The sequence below is a fragment of the Nonomuraea solani genome (genome assembly GCF_900108335.1).
Taxonomy (GTDB): domain Bacteria; phylum Actinomycetota; class Actinomycetes; order Streptosporangiales; family Streptosporangiaceae; genus Nonomuraea; species Nonomuraea solani.
The window spans coordinates 1-19,432 of the sequence record NZ_FNVT01000011.1 but is presented as its reverse complement, the minus strand read 5'-3'; the positions used below and the strand labels follow the sequence as shown (position 1 = coordinate 19,432).

General features: G+C 71.2%; 22 protein-coding genes. 6 read left to right on the top strand and 16 right to left on the bottom strand.

From position 1 onward, the window contains the following. From C4V41_RS33450 to C4V41_RS33435, 4 genes are all read right to left on the bottom strand, one after another. Positions 1–284, bottom strand: a 284-nt coding sequence (locus C4V41_RS33450; RefSeq protein WP_200824412.1) for a peptidase inhibitor family I36 protein, incomplete at its 3' end; no start/stop codon positions are given. A gap of 49 nt (positions 285–333) precedes the next feature. Then, positions 334–1,170 carry a peptidoglycan-binding domain-containing protein gene (locus C4V41_RS33445; protein WP_103959979.1) on the bottom strand — a complete coding sequence of 279 codons (837 nt, stop codon included), beginning with the start codon at positions 1,168–1,170 and terminating at the stop codon, positions 334–336. Between the two features lie 137 nt (positions 1,171–1,307). After that, positions 1,308–1,943, bottom strand: coding sequence for a response regulator (locus C4V41_RS33440; RefSeq protein ID WP_103959978.1), 636 nt, complete (start codon positions 1,941–1,943; stop codon positions 1,308–1,310). Next, on the bottom strand, positions 1,940–3,067 hold the full coding sequence (locus C4V41_RS33435) for a sensor histidine kinase (RefSeq protein WP_103959977.1): 1,128 nt from the start codon (positions 3,065–3,067) through the stop codon (positions 1,940–1,942). The genes C4V41_RS33440 and C4V41_RS33435 overlap by 4 nt, the downstream gene beginning before the upstream one ends. 112 nt (positions 3,068–3,179) lie before the next feature. Here C4V41_RS33435 and lgt point away from each other — a divergent pair, with 112 nt between their 5' ends. Both lgt and C4V41_RS33425 read left to right on the top strand, forming a co-directional pair. Continuing rightward, the gene (gene lgt, locus C4V41_RS33430; RefSeq protein WP_103959976.1) at positions 3,180–4,007 is read left to right on the top strand and encodes a prolipoprotein diacylglyceryl transferase; all 828 of its coding nucleotides are present in this window, start codon (positions 3,180–3,182) and stop codon (positions 4,005–4,007) included. A 37-nt stretch (positions 4,008–4,044) separates the two neighbouring features. After that, a complete protein-coding gene (locus C4V41_RS33425) occupies positions 4,045–4,611 on the top strand; it encodes an FG-GAP repeat domain-containing protein (RefSeq protein WP_146103887.1) in 567 nt (188 codons plus the stop codon). Between the two features lie 6 nt (positions 4,612–4,617). Here C4V41_RS33425 and C4V41_RS33420 read toward each other — a convergent pair whose 3' ends face one another. Further along, positions 4,618–5,037 carry a MarR family winged helix-turn-helix transcriptional regulator gene (locus tag C4V41_RS33420; protein WP_103959974.1) on the bottom strand — a complete coding sequence of 140 codons (420 nt, stop codon included), beginning with the start codon at positions 5,035–5,037 and terminating at the stop codon, positions 4,618–4,620. Positions 5,038–5,119: 82 nt separating this feature from the next. Here C4V41_RS33420 and C4V41_RS33415 point away from each other — a divergent pair, with 82 nt between their 5' ends. Beyond that, positions 5,120–5,929 (top strand): SDR family NAD(P)-dependent oxidoreductase, encoded by an 810-nt coding sequence (locus C4V41_RS33415; protein WP_103959973.1) that lies wholly within the window; start codon positions 5,120–5,122, stop codon positions 5,927–5,929. Between the two features lies 1 nt (position 5,930). On the opposite strand, the gene C4V41_RS33410 is transcribed toward C4V41_RS33415, so the two are convergent. From C4V41_RS33410 to C4V41_RS33380, 6 genes are all read right to left on the bottom strand, one after another. Then, complete coding sequence (locus tag C4V41_RS33410; RefSeq protein WP_200824411.1) at positions 5,931–6,344, bottom strand: hypothetical protein; 414 nt, start codon at positions 6,342–6,344, stop codon at positions 5,931–5,933. A gap of 202 nt (positions 6,345–6,546) precedes the next feature. Then, positions 6,547–7,161, bottom strand: coding sequence for a TetR/AcrR family transcriptional regulator (locus C4V41_RS33400; RefSeq protein WP_103959972.1), 615 nt, complete (start codon positions 7,159–7,161; stop codon positions 6,547–6,549). Further along, positions 7,097–8,140, bottom strand: coding sequence for an LLM class flavin-dependent oxidoreductase (locus C4V41_RS33395; RefSeq protein ID WP_103959971.1), 1,044 nt, complete (start codon positions 8,138–8,140; stop codon positions 7,097–7,099). The genes C4V41_RS33400 and C4V41_RS33395 overlap by 65 nt, the downstream gene beginning before the upstream one ends. Further along, on the bottom strand, positions 8,137–8,832 hold the full coding sequence (locus tag C4V41_RS33390) for an alpha/beta fold hydrolase (protein WP_103959970.1): 696 nt from the start codon (positions 8,830–8,832) through the stop codon (positions 8,137–8,139). Before C4V41_RS33390 ends, C4V41_RS33395 begins: the two co-directional genes overlap by 4 nt. Further along, positions 8,829–9,293, bottom strand: coding sequence for an ester cyclase (locus C4V41_RS33385; RefSeq protein ID WP_103959969.1), 465 nt, complete (start codon positions 9,291–9,293; stop codon positions 8,829–8,831). The genes C4V41_RS33390 and C4V41_RS33385 overlap by 4 nt, the downstream gene beginning before the upstream one ends. Further along, entirely contained in the window at positions 9,286–10,239 is a 954-nt protein-coding gene (locus C4V41_RS33380) for an NADP-dependent oxidoreductase (RefSeq protein WP_103959968.1), read from the bottom strand. Before C4V41_RS33380 ends, C4V41_RS33385 begins: the two co-directional genes overlap by 8 nt. Positions 10,240–10,420: 181 nt before the next feature. Here C4V41_RS33380 and C4V41_RS33375 point away from each other — a divergent pair, with 181 nt between their 5' ends. After that, positions 10,421–11,668, top strand: coding sequence for a replication-associated recombination protein A (locus tag C4V41_RS33375; RefSeq protein WP_103960262.1), 1,248 nt, complete (start codon positions 10,421–10,423; stop codon positions 11,666–11,668). Positions 11,669–11,881: 213 nt separating this feature from the next. On the opposite strand, the gene C4V41_RS33370 is transcribed toward C4V41_RS33375, so the two are convergent. Then, positions 11,882–13,354, bottom strand: coding sequence for a M4 family metallopeptidase (locus C4V41_RS33370; protein WP_160150486.1), 1,473 nt, complete (start codon positions 13,352–13,354; stop codon positions 11,882–11,884). 156 nt (positions 13,355–13,510) lie between these two features. Here C4V41_RS33370 and C4V41_RS62165 point away from each other — a divergent pair, with 156 nt between their 5' ends. Next, a complete protein-coding gene (locus tag C4V41_RS62165; RefSeq protein ID WP_160150485.1) occupies positions 13,511–13,804 on the top strand; it encodes a hypothetical protein in 294 nt (97 codons plus the stop codon). Here the strand turns inward: C4V41_RS62165 and C4V41_RS33365 are convergent. Further along, on the bottom strand, positions 13,801–14,460 hold the full coding sequence (locus tag C4V41_RS33365) for a TetR/AcrR family transcriptional regulator (RefSeq protein WP_235030531.1): 660 nt from the start codon (positions 14,458–14,460) through the stop codon (positions 13,801–13,803). The two genes, C4V41_RS62165 and C4V41_RS33365, sit on opposite strands and share 4 nt — an antisense overlap. 80 nt (positions 14,461–14,540) lie before the next feature. On the opposite strand from C4V41_RS33365, the gene C4V41_RS33360 reads away from it, so the two are divergent. Beyond that, a complete protein-coding gene (locus tag C4V41_RS33360) occupies positions 14,541–16,040 on the top strand; it encodes an MFS transporter (protein WP_103959966.1) in 1,500 nt (499 codons plus the stop codon). On the opposite strand, the gene C4V41_RS33355 is transcribed toward C4V41_RS33360, so the two are convergent. From C4V41_RS33355 to C4V41_RS62160, 3 genes are all read right to left on the bottom strand, one after another. Next, positions 16,033–17,490, bottom strand: coding sequence for a serine hydrolase domain-containing protein (locus tag C4V41_RS33355; protein WP_103959965.1), 1,458 nt, complete (start codon positions 17,488–17,490; stop codon positions 16,033–16,035). The two genes, C4V41_RS33360 and C4V41_RS33355, sit on opposite strands and share 8 nt — an antisense overlap. 36 nt (positions 17,491–17,526) lie before the next feature. Then, positions 17,527–17,799, bottom strand: coding sequence for a hypothetical protein (locus tag C4V41_RS33350; protein WP_200824410.1), 273 nt, complete (start codon positions 17,797–17,799; stop codon positions 17,527–17,529). 157 nt (positions 17,800–17,956) lie between these two features. Then, a partial coding sequence (locus C4V41_RS62160) for a tetratricopeptide repeat protein (RefSeq protein ID WP_160150484.1) occupies positions 17,957–19,432 on the bottom strand: 1,476 nt, incomplete at its 5' end.

Below are 19,432 nucleotides of genomic sequence, written 5' to 3'. Positions count from 1 at the left end.
CTGTTGTTCCAGACGGAGGCGGCGGCGTTCTTGATGCAGTCGCCCTTGCCGGCGCCGGGGCCCTTGAAGTCGTAGCAGGTGGGCTGCGTGGTGGAGTAGTCGGCGACCGAGCTGGTGAAGTCGGAAAGCGACCCTTGCTGGTTGCTGTTGAAGTAGTAGCAGAACTCGCCGGTCTGGCAGATGCCGTCGCGTTCCGCGGCCGAGGCGGGCGACGCGGTGGCGAGCACCGTCCCGCTGAGCGCCATCGCGGCGGTCGCGCCGAGGATTCTGGTGAGCTTGCTCATGCTGTTCTCCTTATTTTTCGTGCTTATGTCTGCGGGGGCTTCGGACGAGTCAGCGCCGCTGGTACTCCTCCCACGTGCGGATGGGCACCTTCGGGCCGTCGTCCGGCCCACGGCCGGCGAGCCCGTTCTGACCGAGGTAGTAGTCACCGACCTGGCGCTGGGCCTGGCCGGACAGGGCCGTGTCGCTGATGGCGACGGCGTGGATGTGCCACGGCCAGTCGTCCTGCGAGGGGTTGCGCAGCCAGGCGGCGAAGCCGGACTGGCGCAGCGCGCGTACGGCCGCGGTGCGGGTGGCGGGACTCATCCCCTTCACCGAGATGTCGACCACGCCGCCGCCGTCGTGGGTGCCCACGGACGTGGGGTCGCCGCCAGGGTTGTACGAACCCTGGTCCAGCTTGAGGTCACGGCCGAGCAGCCGCTTGGCCTCCGTCAGCATGTTCCGCGTACGGGTGTTGATGACGAAGTCGCCGCTGTTCACCCGGGGTCCCGGGTCGATGACGGCGGTGACCTTGAAGCGGCCGGCACCGAGCTTGGTCAGCGACGCCTTGCCCGGCAGGCCGTTGGCGTCGAGCCCGGTGAGGCCGAGCGACTTCTGGTATTTCGCGTAGGCGGTGACCGTCGTGGTGCCGAAGTAACCGTCCACCCACTTCGCGTCGAGGAGGCTCCGGTCGCTCAGCGCCTGCTCGACGAGGAGCACGCTGGCCTTGGCACCCGGGGTCAGCGTGCTGTCGGGCCGGCGCGGGTCGATCTGAGCCGCCTTGACGGTGGCTTCCATGTTCACGTTCGGAAGGGCCTCAGCGGCTGCCGCCGACGCCCCGGTCGCTCCAGCCAGTGAAGCGAACAGGACGCCCGCCGTCAGGGCGGCGGCGCGTGCGGGCAGCTTCATCGTGACTCCTGTTTCGGGGGTTGCGGATGATTCCTGTGTGGCGGAATCCAACGTGCCGGGTTCGCTCACGTGTCCGCTAGAAGATCGCTGTTGTCAGCCTGTCCGACGTGCTCGTACAGGGCATCTGACAGGCGGCCCTAGCCGCCGAGGCGGATGATCCCCCGGGTGGCCGCCACGGTCACGGCGGCGGTGCGGTCGTCGACGCCGAGCTTGGCGAAGATGTGCAGCAGGTGCGTTTTCACCGTGGCCTCGCTGATGCACAGGTGGGCCGCGATGGCCTTGTTGCTCATCCCCTGGGCGACCGCGCCCAGGACTTCGATCTCCCGGCCGCTGAGGGCGCCGGGCGTGTCGGCGCGCGCCCATGACAACACCCGGGTCGCGATCGCCGGCGACAGGGCGCTCTCCCCTCGGGCCGCCGCCCGGATGGCGTCGAACAGTTGCTCGCGGCGGGTGTCCTTGAGCAGATAGCCGATCGCGCCGGCGTCGATGGCGCGGGAGATGTCGCTGTCGGTGTCGTAAGTCGTCAGGACGATCACCCGGGCGGCGGGGTCGTGCTCGCGGATCCGGCTGATCGCCGTCGCGCCGTCGAGCTCGGGCATCTGCAGGTCCATCAGCGTGACATCCGGCCGCAGATCGCGCACCAGCCGTACGGCGTCCGCGCCTGAGACCGCCTCCCCGACCACCTCCAGGTCGTCCTGGGTGCCGAGCATCGCCCTGATGCCGTCGCGTACGACCGGGTGGTCGTCGGCGATCAGCACCCGGATCGCGGTCATCGCGCTCCCGCCGGGAGGCTGGCCACGATCGTGGTGCCCTCCCCGGAGGCGCTCTCCACGAGGAGTGTGCCGCCGAGCTGTTCCATCCGTTCGAGCATGATCAGCAGGCCGTGGCCGGCGGCGGCCCGTTCGGGATCGAAGCCGTCGCCGTCGTCGTGGACGTCCAGCACGACCAGGTCCTCCATGTACGACAGCGTCAGCGTGACCTGCCCGGCATGGGCGTGCCGGCGGGCGTTGGCGACCGCCTCCTGCGCCACCCGCAGCAGCTCCACCTGGATGTGCGCGTCCAGCGGCCACGGCGCCCCGGTGATCACGGTGTGCGCGTCGATGCCGGTCTCGTCGGACAGCCGGCCCGACAGCCGCCGCAGCGCCTCCGGCAGGCCGCCGTCCTCAAGTTCGCCTGGCCGCAGCGCCCGCACCACGCGGCGGCTTTCTGCGAGGTTCTCCCTGGCCGCCCGTAACGCCTGGGTCAGGTGCCGGTCGTCCGGTAACCCCTCCTGGGCCGCCTCCAGCAGCATCACCACGCTGGCGAACCCCTGGGTCAGGCTGTCGTGGATGTCGCGCGCCAGCCGCTGCCGCTCGGCGGCCACGCCCGCCTGCCGTTCGGCCGCCGCCCGCGCCTCCTGTGCGGCCTGCAACTGGTCGATCAGCTCCTTGCGCTCGGCGCTCTGCCTGGCCACCGAAGAGAAGTAGCCGACCGCGGCGGCCGCGCTGATCGCGATCAGCGCGGTGATGACGATCTCGGTCCAGGTGATCGACCCGCCTTCGTGGTAACTGTGCCACAACCAGCCCCCGGCGCACGACAGCACCGCGACCAGCCCGATGCGCACGGCGTCCATGCAGTACGGCACCAGCACGCTCAGGCAGACCACCAGGAAGGCCGAGTCGATCGCGATCAGCCCCAGCCAGAGCAGCCCGCCGCCCACCATGAACGGCAGGGGCACCTCACCCGGAGGAGGCGTGCGCAGCACGAACCACACCGCGTACCAGGCCGCCAGCCCGGCCACGAGCGCCACCGGCAGGACCTGACCCGCCTCCATCAGCGGCCCGGCCGAGGTCAGCACCAGCCACGAGGCGAAGAAGGCGTGCTGCCACCGGCGCCGGGACCGCTCCCACGATTCCACAGCACAGACGATAATCAGCCACCCGTCGGTCCGGCATCAACCAGTCGACTGACCCGGCGATCGGTGTCCCGCTCGATGTGCGCGCGGCCGTACCCGGGCGAGACTCGACGGCGTGACAGCCATCCCCAGCCCGTCCCAAGCCGTCTGGCACCTCGGACCGCTGCCCATCCGCGCGTACTCCCTGCTCATGGTGCTCGCCGTCGTCGTCGGCATCTGGGTCACCCGGCGCCGCTGGATCGCCCGCGGCGGCGAGCCCGGCACGGTCGGGGACATCGCCACCTGGGCCGTGCCGTTCGGTGTGATCGGCGCGCGGATCTACCACCTGGCCACCGACTGGCAGCAGTACTTCGGCCCCGGCAAGGACCCGCTGCGCGCCTTCGCGATCTGGGAGGGCGGGATCAGCATCTGGGGCGCCGTCGCCGGGGGCGCGCTGGGCGCGTGGCTGGCCTGCCGCCGGCGCGGCATCCCGCTGCGCGACTTCGCCGACGCCGTCGCGCCCGGGATCGCGTTCGGGCAGGCGATCGCCCGCTGGGGCAACTGGTTCAACCAGGAGTTGTACGGCGGGCCGACCACCCTGCCCTGGGCGTTGGAGATCGACCCGGCGCACCGGCCGCCGGGCCTGGAGTCCACGCCCACCTACCACCCGGCCTTCCTCTACGAGTCGCTGTGGAACCTGGGCGTGGCCGGGCTCGTCCTCTGGGCCGAGCGGCGCTTCCGGCTGGACCGTGGCCGGGTGTTCGCCCTGTACGCCGCCGCGTACACGGCCGGCCGCGCCTGGATCGAGTGGTTGCGCGTGGATCCCGCCCCGCTCGTCCTCGGGCTGCGCTTCAACGTGTGGACCGCGCTGCTGGTCTTCTGCGCGGCGATCGCCTACCTGGTATGCGGCGGGTATAGAAAACGGCGTCCAGAGCCCGGGAAAGTTGACCGTCGCGGCCGGTGACTGACGGAATGGGCGTCCTCCACTCGGAAGGAAGCCCGTGCGTCTCGCTCGCCCTCTCGCCGCCGCCGTGCTCGTGGCCGCGGCGTTATCCGCTCCGCAACCCGCGCAGGCGGCCGTGTTCAAGCACCCCGGCGTCCTGGTCAGCCGCGGTCAGCTCGACTTCGTCAAGGCCAACCTCGGCAACGAACCGTGGAAGTCGGCGTGGAAGGCGCTGCAACGCAGCTCCTTCGCCTCGCTGTCCTACACGGCAGAACCTCGCGCCACCGTGGAGTGCGGCGGCTGGGCGGCCTTCGGCCGGCCGATCGCGGGGGATTTCAACGGTGATGGGGTCGGTGATCTGGCGGCGGTCAAGAAGGACGGCAACACGCTGCACATCTGGAACGGCAAGGGGTCGAACGGCTTCTCGGGCGCGGTCGCGTTGGGGCCTGGCTGGGAGCCGTACGCGAGTTCGCTGATGTCGCTGGGTGACGTCAACGGCGACGGTCGCACCGACATCGGTGCCGTGCACGGTGAGACCGGAACGCTGACCGTCTGGAACGGCAAGGGCGGCAACCGGTTCGGCCCGGCCATCCCCATCGGCCCCGGCTGGAACCCGTACTTCTGAGGGGCCTCATCCGGGTTGGACGGCGCGGTTCAGCAGGGTCATGAGCTGCCGCAGCTCGCCGTCGGTCAGCACCGCCAGCGGGGTCTTCTCCAGCGCCGTCCGGACCAGCTCGTCGCGGACCCGGCGGCCCTTTTCGGTCAGGACCAGGACGCGGGAGCGGCGGTCGGCCGGGTCCACGGCGCGCTCCACCAGGCCCCGGTCGACGAGCTGGTTGGTGATGAAGGTCAGGTTGGGGGCGTTGCAGTAGAGCCGTTCGGCCATCACCTTCATCGAGGGCGGCGGCTCGGCCGGGTCGATGGCCCACAGCGCCTGGAACGTCGCCGGCGTCAGTTGGTGGCCGGCCAGCGCCTGCCCGATCAGGTCATTTGTGCGCATCCAGATCTCGTAGGTCGCGGCCACCACCGCGGTCAGCTCGGGCGTGGTCATGCGGTCCATCCTACCGACGTTTCGAGTCTCGAAGGATCGTGCTAGCGTCAATGCTTCGAGTCTCGAAACAAGGGAGGGTCTCATGAGCTATCGAGGCGTCACCGCGCTCGTCACGGGCGCGTCCAAGGGGTTGGGGCGGGCGTACGCACTGGAGCTGGCGCGCCGGGGCGCGCGGGTGATCCTGCTGGCCCGCTCGGACGGTGACCTGCGCGAACTCGCCGCACAGATCCACGAACGGCATGGCAGGACGGACACCGAGGTGATCACCGGTGACCTCACCGCTCCGGACGGCCCGGAACGGATCCTGGAGGAGCTGCGCGACCGCGGCCTGACCGTCGATCTCCTGCTCAACAACGCGGGCGCGGGCAGTGTGGGCCCGTTCCTCACCCGTCCCATCGAGCCACAGTTGAGCTCCGTCGCGCTCAACGTCGGCGGCCTGATGGCACTGACGCACGCGATCGGGGGCGAACTGGTCGCCCGCGGCTCCGGCGGCATCATCAACGTCTCGTCCATCGCGGCCTTCCAGCCCATGCCCTACCAGGCCAGCTACGCCGCGACCAAGGCCTTCGTGCTCTCCTTCACCGAGGCGCTGGCCGAGGAGCTGCGCGGCACCGGCGTTCACGTCATGGCCGCACATCCCGGCGCGATCGCGACCGGCTTCTTCGACGGCACCACGGCCACGATCAACCCCCGGGCGGCCGACACGCCGGCCAACGTCGCGGCGCGCACGCTGAACGACTACGCCAGGCGGCGCGCGGTCTCGTACCCGGGCCGGGCCGTGAACCGGGCCCTGACCTGGCCCGCACGCCTGCTGCCGCGCACCGCCGTGGCGCGGATCACCGGTGGGTTCAACCGCTCGCAGCGCCTGCACGAGGTCGTCGACCTCACCTGAGTCACCCGTACGACAGCATCGCGACGGCGATCAGGATCGCCAGGAGGACCAGCGCGCCGGCCGGGACCGCCAGCAGGCCGATCAAGCAGCCCTTACCGTTCCACGGCTGAGGGGCGGTGCCGAGGGAGCCTCGGGAGTAGGTCCACAGGGGAGCGCGGTATTCGAGTTCGAGCGCCATCCCCGGTTGGAGCCAGATCGTCAGGTCCGCGGGGCCTATCCGCGCCGGGAGCAGATAGGGCAGGTGCACGTGAAGGTGGTGCCGGCCGGGAGGAAGCGGGATCAGGTTGCGCCCCCAGCGGCCCGGCATCGCGTGACCGTTGAGGACGATCATCGGCGTGATCATGGCGAGTAACGCGCCGAACCAGTGCCGTTTCACGTCGAGGACCAGGTGCGCCTGCGGCACGGGGGGATGCATGGCGCTCATGCTAGTGCCCCCTTAGTGGGCTCGATCGGCACCCAAGGGCGTCCAGGCGCTGGGTGTTGTTGTAGAGCTTGGCGAAGAGCACCTGGCCTTCGAGCTGCGCGACGACGGATCGTGCGGCTTCGCGGGGGTCGGCGGCGGAGCGCGGAGGGGTGGCTCATCACCCACTACCAGGTCTCTCGCCTCGACTGAGGATTCAGCGACTGTGCGCGCAGCCCGGGGTGGCACGGCCGGCGACGCCGGCGAGCACGAGGGCGAGCTCCGTCAGCGAGTCCTCCAGCGCGGCCCGCTGGTCCGGGGCGCGGGCGATGTCGAGGGCGCTCTCGCAGATCCCGCCGTACAGCAGCGAGGTGACCGGGTTCAGCGGCCGGTCGGCGATGCACCCGGCCTCGATCGCGATGGTCAGCCCGCGCCGCATCTGCTCCTTGCACCCGGCCTGGATGTCGCGCATGGCGGACCAGCCGAGCGCGCCCGGCGCCTCGACCAGGGTGATCTGGCGGACGGCGGGCTCCAGCGAGGCCTCCAGCAGGGCCCGGCAGCCCGCGTACATCCCGTCCCACGGGTCCTGCCGGACGCGGAACGCCCGCTCGACGACCACGGCGAGTGCCTTCTGCTCGGCGGCGTAGACCTCGCGGAAGATCTGCTCCTTGTTGCCGAAATGGTGGTAGAACGCGCCGCGCGTCACGCCGGCCCTGGCGCAGATCGCGTCGAGCGAGGTCGCGGAGAAACCGTCGCTGATGAACAGCTCACGCGCCGCCGCGACCAGGGCTCCCGTGGTCGCCCTGGTGCGTTCCTGCTGGCTCCGGCGCATACTCGTGTTCGTTGCCACCCGCACATCCTTCCTGCCTGCCCCCGAGGATAGAAGAACTCCCGTCGAGCAGCGGCAGGACCCGGGCGGCGAAGTCGTCCATGGCCGCGCGGTGGTCGTCGGTGGCCAGGCGGATGACGAGGTGGCGGGCGCCCGCCCCGATGTAGGCGTTCAGCCAGGCGGCGGTGTCCGCGGGCCGGCCGGCGTACATGGCCTGGATCCTCTCCACCATCTCCAGCGGGGCGTTGTAGTAGGGCTCGATGCTCTCGCGCAGGAGCCGGCGCGCGTGCGCGGGGTCGTCGTCCAGGCAGAGCGTCGCGTACAGGGCGGCGGTGACCGGGCGGGCCGCCGTCCGGTCGACGGCCGCGCGCTCGCGGGCGTAGTCCGCGACGTCGGGAGGGTACGGCAACCAGCCGTCGCCCAGGCGGGCCACCCGCTCAAGCGAAGGCCCGCCCCCTCCCGCCAGCCAGACCGGCGGACCTCCCGGTCGGGCCGGCGCGGGCATGAGGGTGACGTCGTGGAAGTCGAAGTGCCGGCCGGTGAACGAGACGTTCTTGCCGCTCCACAACCGCCGCATCACCTCGATCGACTCCTCCAGCCGGCTGAAGCGGGTACGGAAGGGTACGCCGACCGCGTCGAACTGCGCTTCGGTGCCGGGGGTGGGGAAGCCGGCTCCCATGCCGACGATCAGGCGTCCGCCGGCGAGCCGGTCCAGCGTGGCGAGCTGGTGCGCCATCAGGATCGGGTGCCGGAGCGTGGGCAGCAGCATCGCGGTGCCGAGCGTGAGCCGCGGCGCGGCGACGGCCACGGCGGACAGCAGCATCAGCGGATCCGCGCGGGGCCGGGTCAGGGGGCTGTCTCCGGCCCAGACGGAATCGAACCCGAGCGCCTCGGCGTGCCGGGCGTGATCTACCAGCTTGGCCAGGTCGTCGTCGCCGCGTACGACCTGGTCGCGGGTCGGCAGCAGGTAACCGATCTTCACTTTTGCGCGTCCTTCAGCAGGTTGTCCGTCAGTGCTTCTGGTGCGGTGACCATGGCGTCGTGGCCGACGTCCAGGACCGTGGCCGCCCAGCCGTGCTTTTCGGCCAGTTGCTCGAACGGCATGGCGCCGCCGGGCGTGCAGAGCACCGCGCGGCACGGGATCGCGTCGACCGCTCCGGACAACCGGGTCGGTTCGGAGAACGTCCGCCGCGGCTGGGGTGTCAGCCTGGCTTCCAGCCAGGCCACTTGGTCCGGATCGGTGACGCCGACGGTGGCCGCGGCGCCGGGGGAGAGCGGGATCAGGCCGTCCACGGTGGCCGATTCGATCCAGTCGCGGAAGAAGGCGGGAGCCAGGTCGTCGAGCGACTCCCCGTCCTCACCCGCCCAGGCGTCGACCATCGTGATGCGGGAGATCCGTTCCGGTACGCGGTCGGCGGCCTCGCGTACGACGAGACCGGCGTAGCTGTGGCCGACGAGCACGACGTCCCGGAGGTCCTCGTACCTGAGCAGGCCGAGAAGATCGTCCACGTGCGTCCGCAGCCCGATCTCAGGGCCGGCCAGGTGGGCCCGCTCGCCGAGACCGGTCAGCGTCGGCGTGTGCACCTCGTGCCCGGCCTCCCGCAGCCGCGCGGCCACGTGCCGCCAGCACCAGCCGCCGTGCCAGGCCCCGTGCACCAGCACGTATGTCGTCATCGCGCCGCCCCTTTCGCACGCTCTCGCCAGGCCGCGAACCTCGCCGCCGCGTCCTCGGTGGACAGCCCGAGTTGCTCGCACATCTGATGGAAGTCGAAAAAGAACTGCTCGTGGGCGATCAGCCCGTCTCGTACGGTCCAGTGGCAGGCGAACGGCAGCGCGAAGGACCGGCCCGTCGGCTCGATCCCCACCAGGCTCTCCACCATGGTGGCCCTGACCGTCCCGGCGCCGACGACCAGGTCGCCGGCCTCGACCAGGTATTCCAGCTCCACGCCGTAGTCGGGGAAGGTGCGCAGGAACGCGGTGTTCTGCCGGGCGACCTCGTCCAGGCCGGTCGCGACGGCCTGGAAGGCGATCGTCTCGAAGACGACGTCCGGGGCGCAGTATCGCATCGCCGCCGGTATGTCGGCCCGGCTCTTCGCCCGCGCGTAGGCCCGTACGACGTCGGCCGGCTCAGACATCTTCCGCCTCCTCGACGGTGAGTACGACCTTGCCGGTGGTCCGGCCGCCGGCCACGAGGTCGTGCGCCCTGGCCGCCTCCGCCAGCGGGAACACGGCGTCCACGTGCACCTTGAGCCGCCCGTCCGCGACGAGGCCGGCCAGCGCCTCCAGCCCCGCGCCGTCGGGGTCGACGAGGTAGGTCGCGGCGCGCACGCCGAGTTCGGCGGCGCGTTCGTGCAGCCCGGGGGTCCAGGCTCCCTGCCCGCTGACCAGGACGCCGCCGGGACGCAGGCATTCCAGCGCCTTGAGCCCGGCCTCGCCGCCGAACATCTGGATGACGACGTCCATGTCGCGCGCCGCGCCCGGCACCTCCGTCGTGGTGTAGTCGATCATCTCGTCCGCGCCCAGTTCGCGGACGAAGGCGTGTTTGGCGGCGCTGGCGGTACCGGTCACATGAGCGCCGCGGGCCTTGGCGATCTGGACCGCCAGGTGTCCCACGCCACCGGCCGCGCCCGCGACGAGGACCCGCTGTCCCGGGGCGAGGGCGGCGACCTCGATGAGCATCTGCCACGCCGTCAGGCCGGCCAGCGGCAGCGCCGCCGCCTCGGTGAAGCTCAAACCCTCCGGAATCCGGGCGAAGTGGCGGGCGGGGGCGGTGACGTACTCGGCATAGCCGCCCGCCGCGCGCGGGAACCACGGCATCCCGAACACCAGGTCGCCGGGCCGGAACCGGGTCGTGCCGTAGCCGGTCCGCACCACCTCGCCCGCGACGTCCCAGCCGTTGACGAACGGCAGGTCGAGCACCCGGTTGTACGCCTGTCCGCGGCGCGTGTACACGTCGACCGGATTGACCCCGGCCGCCGCGACCTTGACCAGCACCTCGCCGAACGACGGCTCCGGCGCCGCCATCTCGACCAGCGCCATGGCGGCGCTCTCGCCCCACTCCGACTGTCGTATCGCCCGCATGGCAAATACATACATCCATCATGTACGTAAATGCAAGGCAAATAGGCGACACAGGTTGTCGTGATTTGCTGGGAGGCTCTTCGGCACGACCGAGAAGAAGGGAGGTCCCACGCACGTGTCTCGTACCGCGGAGGGGCTGTTCGAGTTGCCGGTGTCCAACACCCCGCCGTTGGCGGTGCGGATGCGGCCGCGCACGCTCGACGAGGTCGTCGGCCAGGCGCACCTGCTGCGTCCCGGCGCGCCGCTGCGGCGGCTGGCGGAGGGCGGGGCGGCGGCGTCAGTGCTGCTCTACGGCCCGCCCGGCACCGGGAAGACCACGCTCGCGCGCCTGCTCGGCACCGTCGGTCCCCGGTACTTCGTCGCCCTCTCGGCGCTGTCCAGCGGCGTCAAGGAACTCCGCGACGTGATCAACGACGCGCGCCGTCGCCGCGACCGGCAGACCGTCCTGTTCGTCGACGAGGTGCACCGCTTCTCCAAGACCCAGCAGGACGCGCTGCTCGGGGCCGTCGAAGACCGGCTCGTGCTGCTCGTGGCGGCCACGACGGAGAACCCGGCGTTCTCGGTGGTGACGCCGCTGCTGTCGCGGTCGCTGGTGCTGCAACTCCGGCCCCTGACCGAGGACGAGGTCCGCGAGCTGCTGCGCCGGGCGGTGACGGATCCGCGCGGCCTCGACGGCTCGGTCTCGCTGCCGGCCGAGGCCGAGGACGCGCTGGTGCGCCTGGCCGCCGGCGATGCCCGCCGCGCGCTGACCGCGCTGGAGGCGAGCGCCGACGGGGTGGTGGCCACGGGCGGCTCGGTGATCGACGTGCCGGCCGTGGAGCGGGCCGTGACCGAGGCCACCGTGCGCTACGACCGGCAGGGCGACCAGCACTACGACGTCATCAGCGCGTTCATCAAGTCGATCCGCGGCTCGGACCCCGACGCCGCGCTGCACTACCTGGCCCGCATGCTCGTGGCCGGCGAGGATCCGCGGTTCATCGCGCGGCGGCTGGTGGTGCACGCCAGCGAGGACGTCGGGCTGGCCGACCCCACCGCGCTGCAGGCCTCCGTCGCCGCGGCCCAGACGGTCGAGCTGATCGGGATGCCCGAGGCCCGTCTCGCCCTGGCGCAGGCCACCGTGCACCTGGCCACGGCGCCGAAGTCGAACTCGATGATCGTCGCGATCGACGAGGCCATGGCCGACGTACGCGCGGGCGCCGTCGGCGCGGTGCCCGCCCACCTGCGACACGGCCGCTACTCAGGCGCCAAGGAGCTCGGCAACTCGGTCGGCTACCGCTACCCCCACCGCGCTCCCGATGGGGTCCTGGAGCAGCAGTATCCGCCGGACGCGCTGGTGGGGAAGGACTACTATCGCCCTTCGCGGCATGGCGGGGAACGCGCTCTGGACGAGCGCCTCGCGAAGCTCCGCCGCGCGGTTCGCGGCGGGTAGGGCTACGGCGCCTGGCCCACCAGCGCGGCCGCGGCGTTCGCGGTTCCCATGCTGATGGCGCCGGCGTACGCCGTGAGCGAGAAGGACCGGACCCTGATCATCGGCCGGGTCGGGCACTGCGTCGCCGTCGACAGCGGTGGCCGACCATCCGTGCCGCCCGTCTTCGTGGCGGGCGGCACGTCAGGTCAGGGGCCAGGTCAGGGGCAGGGCTGGTCAGGGGCAGGGCTGGTCGACGGCGGTTACGGCGACGGCCGACCAGGCGGCCTGCACGGCGCGATACTCGGTTCCGCACTCCCCGTAGAGTTCGGTCGCCGCGGCGAGCATCCCGGTGCGCGCGCCGGCGTAGTTGGTCGATGAGGTCCACTGCGTGTCCAGCGCGTGGAACCACAGGCGAGCGGCGGTGTCGCGGCCGATGCCGGTGACGGTGGAGCCGTCGCAGGTCGGGCTGTCGCCCCAGGCCGACGTGCCGCTGCCGTTGGCGAGCAGGAAGAAGGCGTGGTTGCCGACGCCGGAGGATCGGTGCACGTTGAGGCTGCCGACGGTGGGCGACCAGCAGTCGGCGGACACGCCGTCCTTGCTGGGCCGGTCCATGTAGCGCAGCGGCGCGGCCTTCCACACCTTCTCGCCCACCAGATAGTCGGGCGGGTCGGCGGGGTTGGCGGCGAAGAACTCCACCAGGTTGCCGACGATGTCGGAGGTGGCCTCGTTGAGCCCGCCGGACTCGCCGCTGTACCAGAGCTTGGCGGTACGGGAGATCACCGAGTGGGTGGCCTCGTGCGCCACCACGTCGAGCGAGGTGTAGGGGTTGGTGGTGACGCCGTTGCCGTCGCCGAAGCGCATGCAGTGGCACTGCTCGCTCCAATAGGCGTTGGACAGCCTGCTGCCCTCGTGCACGCCGGCGTTCAAGGTGCTCGGCCCGTCCGAGAACTCGGAGTTCTGGACGAGGGTGTAGCCGAAGGTCTGCTTGTAGAAGTCGTACGTCACCGCGGCGCCCCACTGCACGTCCACGGCGTCCGTCGCCGCGTTGCTCGGCCTGCCGTCGGCCCAGTCGCCGTCGGAGTCGGTGAAGTATCGCTGGGTGTCGACGTCATAGGTGCCGAAGTTGCCGCGCGTCGGGTCCCGCAGAATCCTCGACGTGCCGGATGGGGCGGTGGTGAGCGGCACGTCGCCGGAGTGGAAGCCGTGGCCCGTGTCGGCCTGCACGTCGTCGTAGGTGGTGCGGATCGCGCCCGTCGCGGCGTCCACGAGCACGTGCAGGGCCGTGGGCAGACCGTCCGGCCGGGTGCCGGTGACCAGCACATCCCAGGCCAGAGCCGGTACGCGGGCCGCGGCGGTGTCGCCGATCCCCTCGATCACGAGCTGCGGCGACCCGCTCGGCTTGAACGGGAAGCTCTTGACCGCGATCGCCGTGGCGGCCGGGCCGGACACCTGGGGCGTGGTGGACAGGGTGGTCAGCGTCGAGAGGGTACGGCTTTCCGGAGCCTGGTCGCCGTGCGTGATGACGTCGCCGCCGAGCACGGGTAATCCCTGGTAGGTGCGGTCGTAGCGGGTGTGCTTGACGCCGTTGGGGCCGATGACGGTGCGGGAGGCGTGTAACTTCTCGCCCGGAGCCGCGTACGCGGGCGGTGGGACGGCCACCAGGCCCGCCAGCATGACACCCGTCGCCAAAATGCTGGATAACCGCACATTTTCTCCGATCGCTCGCCCAAGTGGGAGGCACGGCGACACGCCCGGCTGGCGGTCAAGGACCGTAATTCGAGATCTTGCCTCTCGCCATGACCACGGGTCAAGATCCTTCGAACGGCGACCGGAAGCGCAAGAGAAGAGTTTCGGAAGGTCTTCGTGGCGAAATGCGGCTCCAACGGCACCAAGTGGCTCTTCAACGACGTGACGACTGCGAACTTCCGCCTGCAGACGTACGACGGTTTTCAATGTCTGGAGACCACCTTCGACGCGGTCGCCATGCATGACTGCATTGACTGGCCGTCGCCGCCCGGCATGAAATGGCTCATCGTCGGCCATGGAAGCCAGACGTGGGCCCCGATATCGAATTACGCGACCAGCGAATACCTCAATATCGACCGTGCCGGCGGCAACGTGGGCCGGATCGACAGTTGGACGATACGTCTGGGCTAACTCCGGCCGCGCGCTTCGATGCCGTCGAGGATGACGTCGAGTCCTTCGGCGAACCAGTCGCGTTCACCGGCCGGTAGCGGGTGGCTGATGAGCCGGTTGAGGCGGGGGAAGGCGTGGAGGTCGACGTCGCTGAGGCGCTGCTGCCAGGCGCGGCCCGGGTCTTCGCCCGCTTCGGCCTGTCTGTCGCCGACGACCACGCGTGCGCTGCCCTGGACGTAGTTGTTGATCGTCATGACCGCGCGAGCCGCGGCGTGCGGCGCCAGTTTCAGTTCATCGAGCGCCGACAGCGCCCATTCCATGGCTGCCAGTGAAGCGGCGCCGAACGGCGGGGTCACCGTGGCGGTCGCGGTGAGCAGCCATGGATGGGCGAGGAACGCCGCCCAGTCCTGACGGGCGAGAACGTGCATGGCCTCCCGCCAGCCGATCCCGGACCGGCCGGGGTAGGCGTAGTCGCCGGTGACCTGCTCGACCATGGCCTCGATCAGTTCGTCCTTGTCGGCCACGTGCCGATACAGCGACATCGCGCCGGTGCCGAGACGTTCGGCCACGCGCTTCATCGTCATCGCTTCCAGGCCCACCTCGTCGGCGACGCCGATCGCCGTGGTGACGATCTTCTCGCGGGACAAGGGGCCTGACGGGCCGACTCGTGGACTCACGGGGCTCAGTTTACCGCCTTGCGTATGACGTACGCTACGATCGATGCGTACGTCATACGCAACAAGGCGAAGGGAGTCTCATGCCCACCTCAAGATGGTTCGGTCTTGCCGTACTGACGCTGCCGGTGATCCTGACCTCGATGGACGTCACCATCCTGCACATCGCGATCCCGACGATCACCCATGAACTGACGCCGAGCCCCAGCCAGACGCTGTGGATCCTCGACGTCTACGGATTCCTGCTGGCCGGCCTCCTCATCATGATGGGCAACCTCGGCGACCGGATCGGCCGGCGCCGGCTGCTCCTCATCGGAGCGGCCGTGTTCGGCGCGGCCTCGACGCTGGCGGCGTTCGCGCCGGCGCCGGAGGCGCTCATCACCGCCCGCGCCCTGATGGGGATCGGCGGCGCCACGCTGATGCCCTCGACGCTCTCACTGATCCGCAACATGTTCGCCGACCCGGCCGAACGCACCCGCGCCATCGGCATCTGGACCGCCAGTCTGTCCGGCGGCATCGCCTTGGGCCCGATCATCGGCGGCCTGCTCCTCGAAGCCTTCTGGTGGGGATCGGTGTTCCTCATCAACGTGCCGGTCATCGTGCTGCTCCTGGTGCTGGCGCCCCGGCTCGTCCCCGAGTACCGCAGCTCGGCCTCGTCGCGACTGGACGTGTTGAGCGTCCTGCTCTCCTTCGCCGCCATCCTGCCGACCGTCTGGGCGATCAAGACCGCCGCCGAGGAACTCGCCCCCACCCCCGCCGCCGTGGCCGGCCTGGCCGCGGGCGTTCTCGCGGGCGCCATGTTCCTCCTGCGGCAGCGCCGCCTGCAGACACCCTTGGTCGACGTCGGCCTGTTCGCCGGCCCGCGTTTCAGCGGCGCCGTCCTGGGGGCGGGACTGGCGATGTTCTCGCTGGTCGGCGTGATGCTCTACAGCGCGCAGTACCTGCAACTCGTCGAAGGGCTGTCCCCGCTCGTCGCCGCCGTCGCGATGTTGCCGGTCATGATCTCCGTCGGCGGGATGGCGGTCCTCTCCTCCGTTCTCGTCCGCCGCTTCGGCCACCCGATCGTCTTCGGGGCGGGTGCGGCCGTGGCCGCCGCCGGGATGCTCGCCTTCAGCCGCCTCCCGGTCGACGATGGCCTGGTCCTGGCCATCGTCTCCTCGGCCTTCATCGGGGCGGGCATCTCGCCGATGATGACGCTCGCCACCGACGTCGTGGTGGCCTCCGCGCCACCGGACCGCTCGGGTGCCGCCTCCGCGCTCTCAGAAACCGCCGGTGAACTCGGCGCCGCGCTGGGCATCGCCGTCCTCGGTTCGATCGGCACCGCTTTGTACCGGTCGCGAGTCCTCGACGAGGTGCCCGGCGACGTCCCGGCAGTCGTCGGTTCCAGTCTCGGCGCGGCCATCGGTGTCGCCGAACGGCTTCCCGCCGAAGCCGCCGCTCATCTCGCCGGCCTCGCTCGGCACGCCTTCACCGACGGCCTCGGCGCCGCCGCGGTCACCGGTGGGCTCATCCTGGTCGCGGCGGCCGTCATCTGCCCGCTCCTGCTCCACCGTGGCAGGGACGCGTCGCCCTCCGTCAGGTGATCTTGGGGGTTGCCCGCATGCCGACGTACACGCAGGCGGTCCCGTTGGACAGAGTGGAGAAGACGACGGGCATGTAGTCCTCGCTGAAGGCGGGGCCCGCGCCGGAGGCGGCGAACACGGTCGAGGTCACCGGGGTGAGGTCCATGTCCAGGGGCGGGGACATGTCCTTCATGCCGTCGACGAACTCGTACCGCATGTGCGCGCCGCCGTCCGGGTCCTCGCTGACCGTGATGACGACGCCTTCGCGCCGGTACGTGCCCAGCAGCGGGGCGAGGTCGACGGTGAGCGGCTGCGCGGGCGGCCCGAACGGGGCGGGCATCGTGACCCCGGCCAGCTCGGCGAGCAGTTCGCGGAACAGGTCGGCGTACAGCAGGCGGGCGCTGCCCCCGTTCGTCATCAGCACCAGGGCGAGCCCGGCGTGCGGGACGACCCGCAGGTAGGCGTACTGGCCGATGGCGGCGCCGTCGTGGCCGTAGCCGGGGACGCCGTCCCAGTCGTACAGGGTCCAGCCGAGGCCCCAGCCGTCGGCGGAGACCGTCCACTTGTCGGGCACGTCGCTCTCGCGGCGCTGCATCGCGGTGACCGCCCGCGCCGACAGCACCTGGGTGCCGTCGGGCGCGACGCCGCCGTTCAGGTGCAGGCCGGCCAGGCGCGCCATGTCCCCGGCCGAGACGATGACGCGGCCGTACGGTCCCGCCGAGCGCGGCATCAGGTCCCAGGCCGGGGCCGGGTCGGGGGCGGCGCCGTCCTCGCCCAGGTGGCTCATCGCCACCCGGAAGCGTAGCGCCTCCTCCGGCAGCGTCATGGAGCGCTCCAGGCCGAGCGGGGTGAACAGCAGGTCCTTGAGCGCCTGGTCCCAGGTGCGGCCGGTGAGCACCTCGATGAGCCGGCCGAGCACGACGTAGCCGAGTCCGCCGTACGAGATCGCGGTGCCGGGCGGGCAGTCGAGGGGCACGCTCCTGGCGGCTTCGACGTATTTGGCGAGGCAGTCGTCGCCGCGGCCGCTGTCGTGGTTGAAGTCGTTGGTGACGCCGCCGGTGTGGGACAGGAGCTGCCGTACGGTGATCGCGGCGGTGGCCTCCGGGTCGGGGGTGGCGAACTCGGGCAGGACGTCGGCCACCCGCGTGTCCAGGCTGAGCAGTCCCTCGTCGATCAGCCGCATGACGAGCGTGGCCGTGTAGACCTTGGCGATCGACCCGGACAGGAACACCGAGTCCGTGGTCACCTCCACGCCGGTGCCCCGGTGCAGCACGCCGCTGGCCAGCTCGTACACCTGCCCGTCGATCAGCACGGCCAGCGCGGCGCCCGGGACGTGGCGCGCGGCGCGCAGCTCGTCCAGGCGCGCCTGCCAGCGATCGAGCTCGAAGCGACGGCTCGCGGAGTCGTGCGTCCCCCAATCGCCCCGCGCGGTCCAGTCGCCCTCGGCGGTCCAGGTCAGTTCCGTGGTCATCGATTTCTCCTTAGTGGGTGGTCTTCAGGAAAGAGGTCAGGAGTGGGTGGCCGTCGCGAGCTCGCGCTCCGGCGCGTCGGCGGAGGCCGCCGGGTTCGGCGCCTCGGCCTCCTTGCCGCCGCGTAGGACCATCAGGGCGAGGACGGCCGCGGCCAGCACGCCGGCGGCGCTGATGGCGAACGCCGACGACATGGCCGTGGTGAAGGCTTCGCGGGCGGCCTGCGCCAACGCCGTGTCCCCGGTGAGGCGGGCGGTGGCGAGCCCGTCCCCGATCGAGCGGCGGGCGGTGTCGGCGGCGGTCACGGGCATGGCGGCGGTGTAGCCCGCGGCGAGGACGCTGCCCAGGACGGCGACGCCGAGCGCGGCGCCTGAAATGGGGCCTGGTGTGGCGAAGCGACGCCGAGACCGAGCCGATCCGCGCTCTGGCCCGGGTGGCCCGCGACGTGGGCACCGCGGAGCTGTGATCCTACAGTTGGTTCCTGACGGGTTCCGGCGTGTCCGGGACGGGCTGGGCGAGGTAGGCCGTCACCTCGGCAGGGGTCAGGAGCCGGGCCTTACGGAGCAGGTCGAGTGACTCCCGCCAGCAAGCCCACGCCTCCTCCGGCCGTCCCAGGTCGTGCAGGGTGTGGCCGAGCCACCAGTTGGACACGGCAAGGTAGAGCGTGAAGCCCGCCGCACGCTGGAGCTCGATGGCGTGGCGGTATTCGTCCACGGCCTCGGCGAGCATGCCGTTGGCCCGGCAGGCGTCGGCGAGGGTGTCGCGGGCGACGCCGAGGCTCCCGATGTCGTCCAGTTTCTCCGTCATGGCGACGACGCGCCGTGCCTCCTCCACGGCTTCCGCGCATCTGCCCTGACGGTAGTAGACGTGCACCCGGTTGTTGCGGATGTAGGCCTCGTGGTCCGCGCGACCGGTACGCGCGGTGATCGCGAGCGCTTGTTCCTGCGCGGCCAGGGCGTCGTCGTGGCGGCCCATCATGGCGTAGACGATTCCGAGGTCGTTGTACAGTCCTGCCTTCCGGTCCGGCAGCCCGGCCCGGTCCCAGCAGGCCAGCCCCTCCATCAAGTTGTCCAGAGATTCCGGGAAGCGTCCGAGTTGATGCTGGACGGAGGCGAGCCCCTGGTGCAGGAGCGCCTTGGCGGTCCAGTCCCTCGTGCTTCGCAAGGCCACCTCGCTCACTTCGATGAGCTCGGAGAACCAGCCCCGCCGGTCGAACAGCCACTGGGTGACGTTCGCGAGGAAGGCCGCCGTCTGGTCGGTGGTGTCACCGGTCGCCTGGCGGACCGCGGCCAGCAGGTTGTCCCGCTCGCGTTCCACCCACTCGTTCGCGGCCTGCAGAGTGGTGAGCCCCTCCCCGGGCTGCTCGACGGAGAAATGGCCGAAGTCCACGGCGCCGGCATCCACCACGCTGTCGGCCTGCTTCGCCGTGGCCAGGTAGTGGTGCAGCGCGCGGCGGACCGCGCTCGCCCGTTCCTGTTCGGCCGGTCGGTGTTCGCGGGCGTAGAGGCGGACCAGGTCGTGGAACTGGTAGCGGTCCGGGCCGGCGGGTTCGAGCAGCCGGGCGTCCAGCAGGCGTTCCAGCGCGGCCTCCGCGCGAGGTTGCGGCCAGCCGGCCAGCGCGGCGGAGGCGGCGGGGGTGTGCGTGGGCAGCTCCAGCGCGCCGAGCAGGGCCAGCAGGTGGGCGGCGTCGCGGCCGGCCGGCTCCTCGTGGAGGTGCTGGTGGCTGACCGCGATGCCGGCCCGCACGGCCAGGTCGGCGTATTCCAGCAGATCCAGTCGGCGGGTGGCGTCGGCGAGCCGGCCGGCCAGGTCGGAGAGCGCCAGGCCGGGGCGGGCCGCCAGCCGGGCGCCCGCGATCCGCAGCGCCAGCGGGATGCCGCCGCACAGCCGGACGATCCGGGCCGCCGCCTCCGGCTCCGCCCGCACCCGCTCCTCGCCGACGAC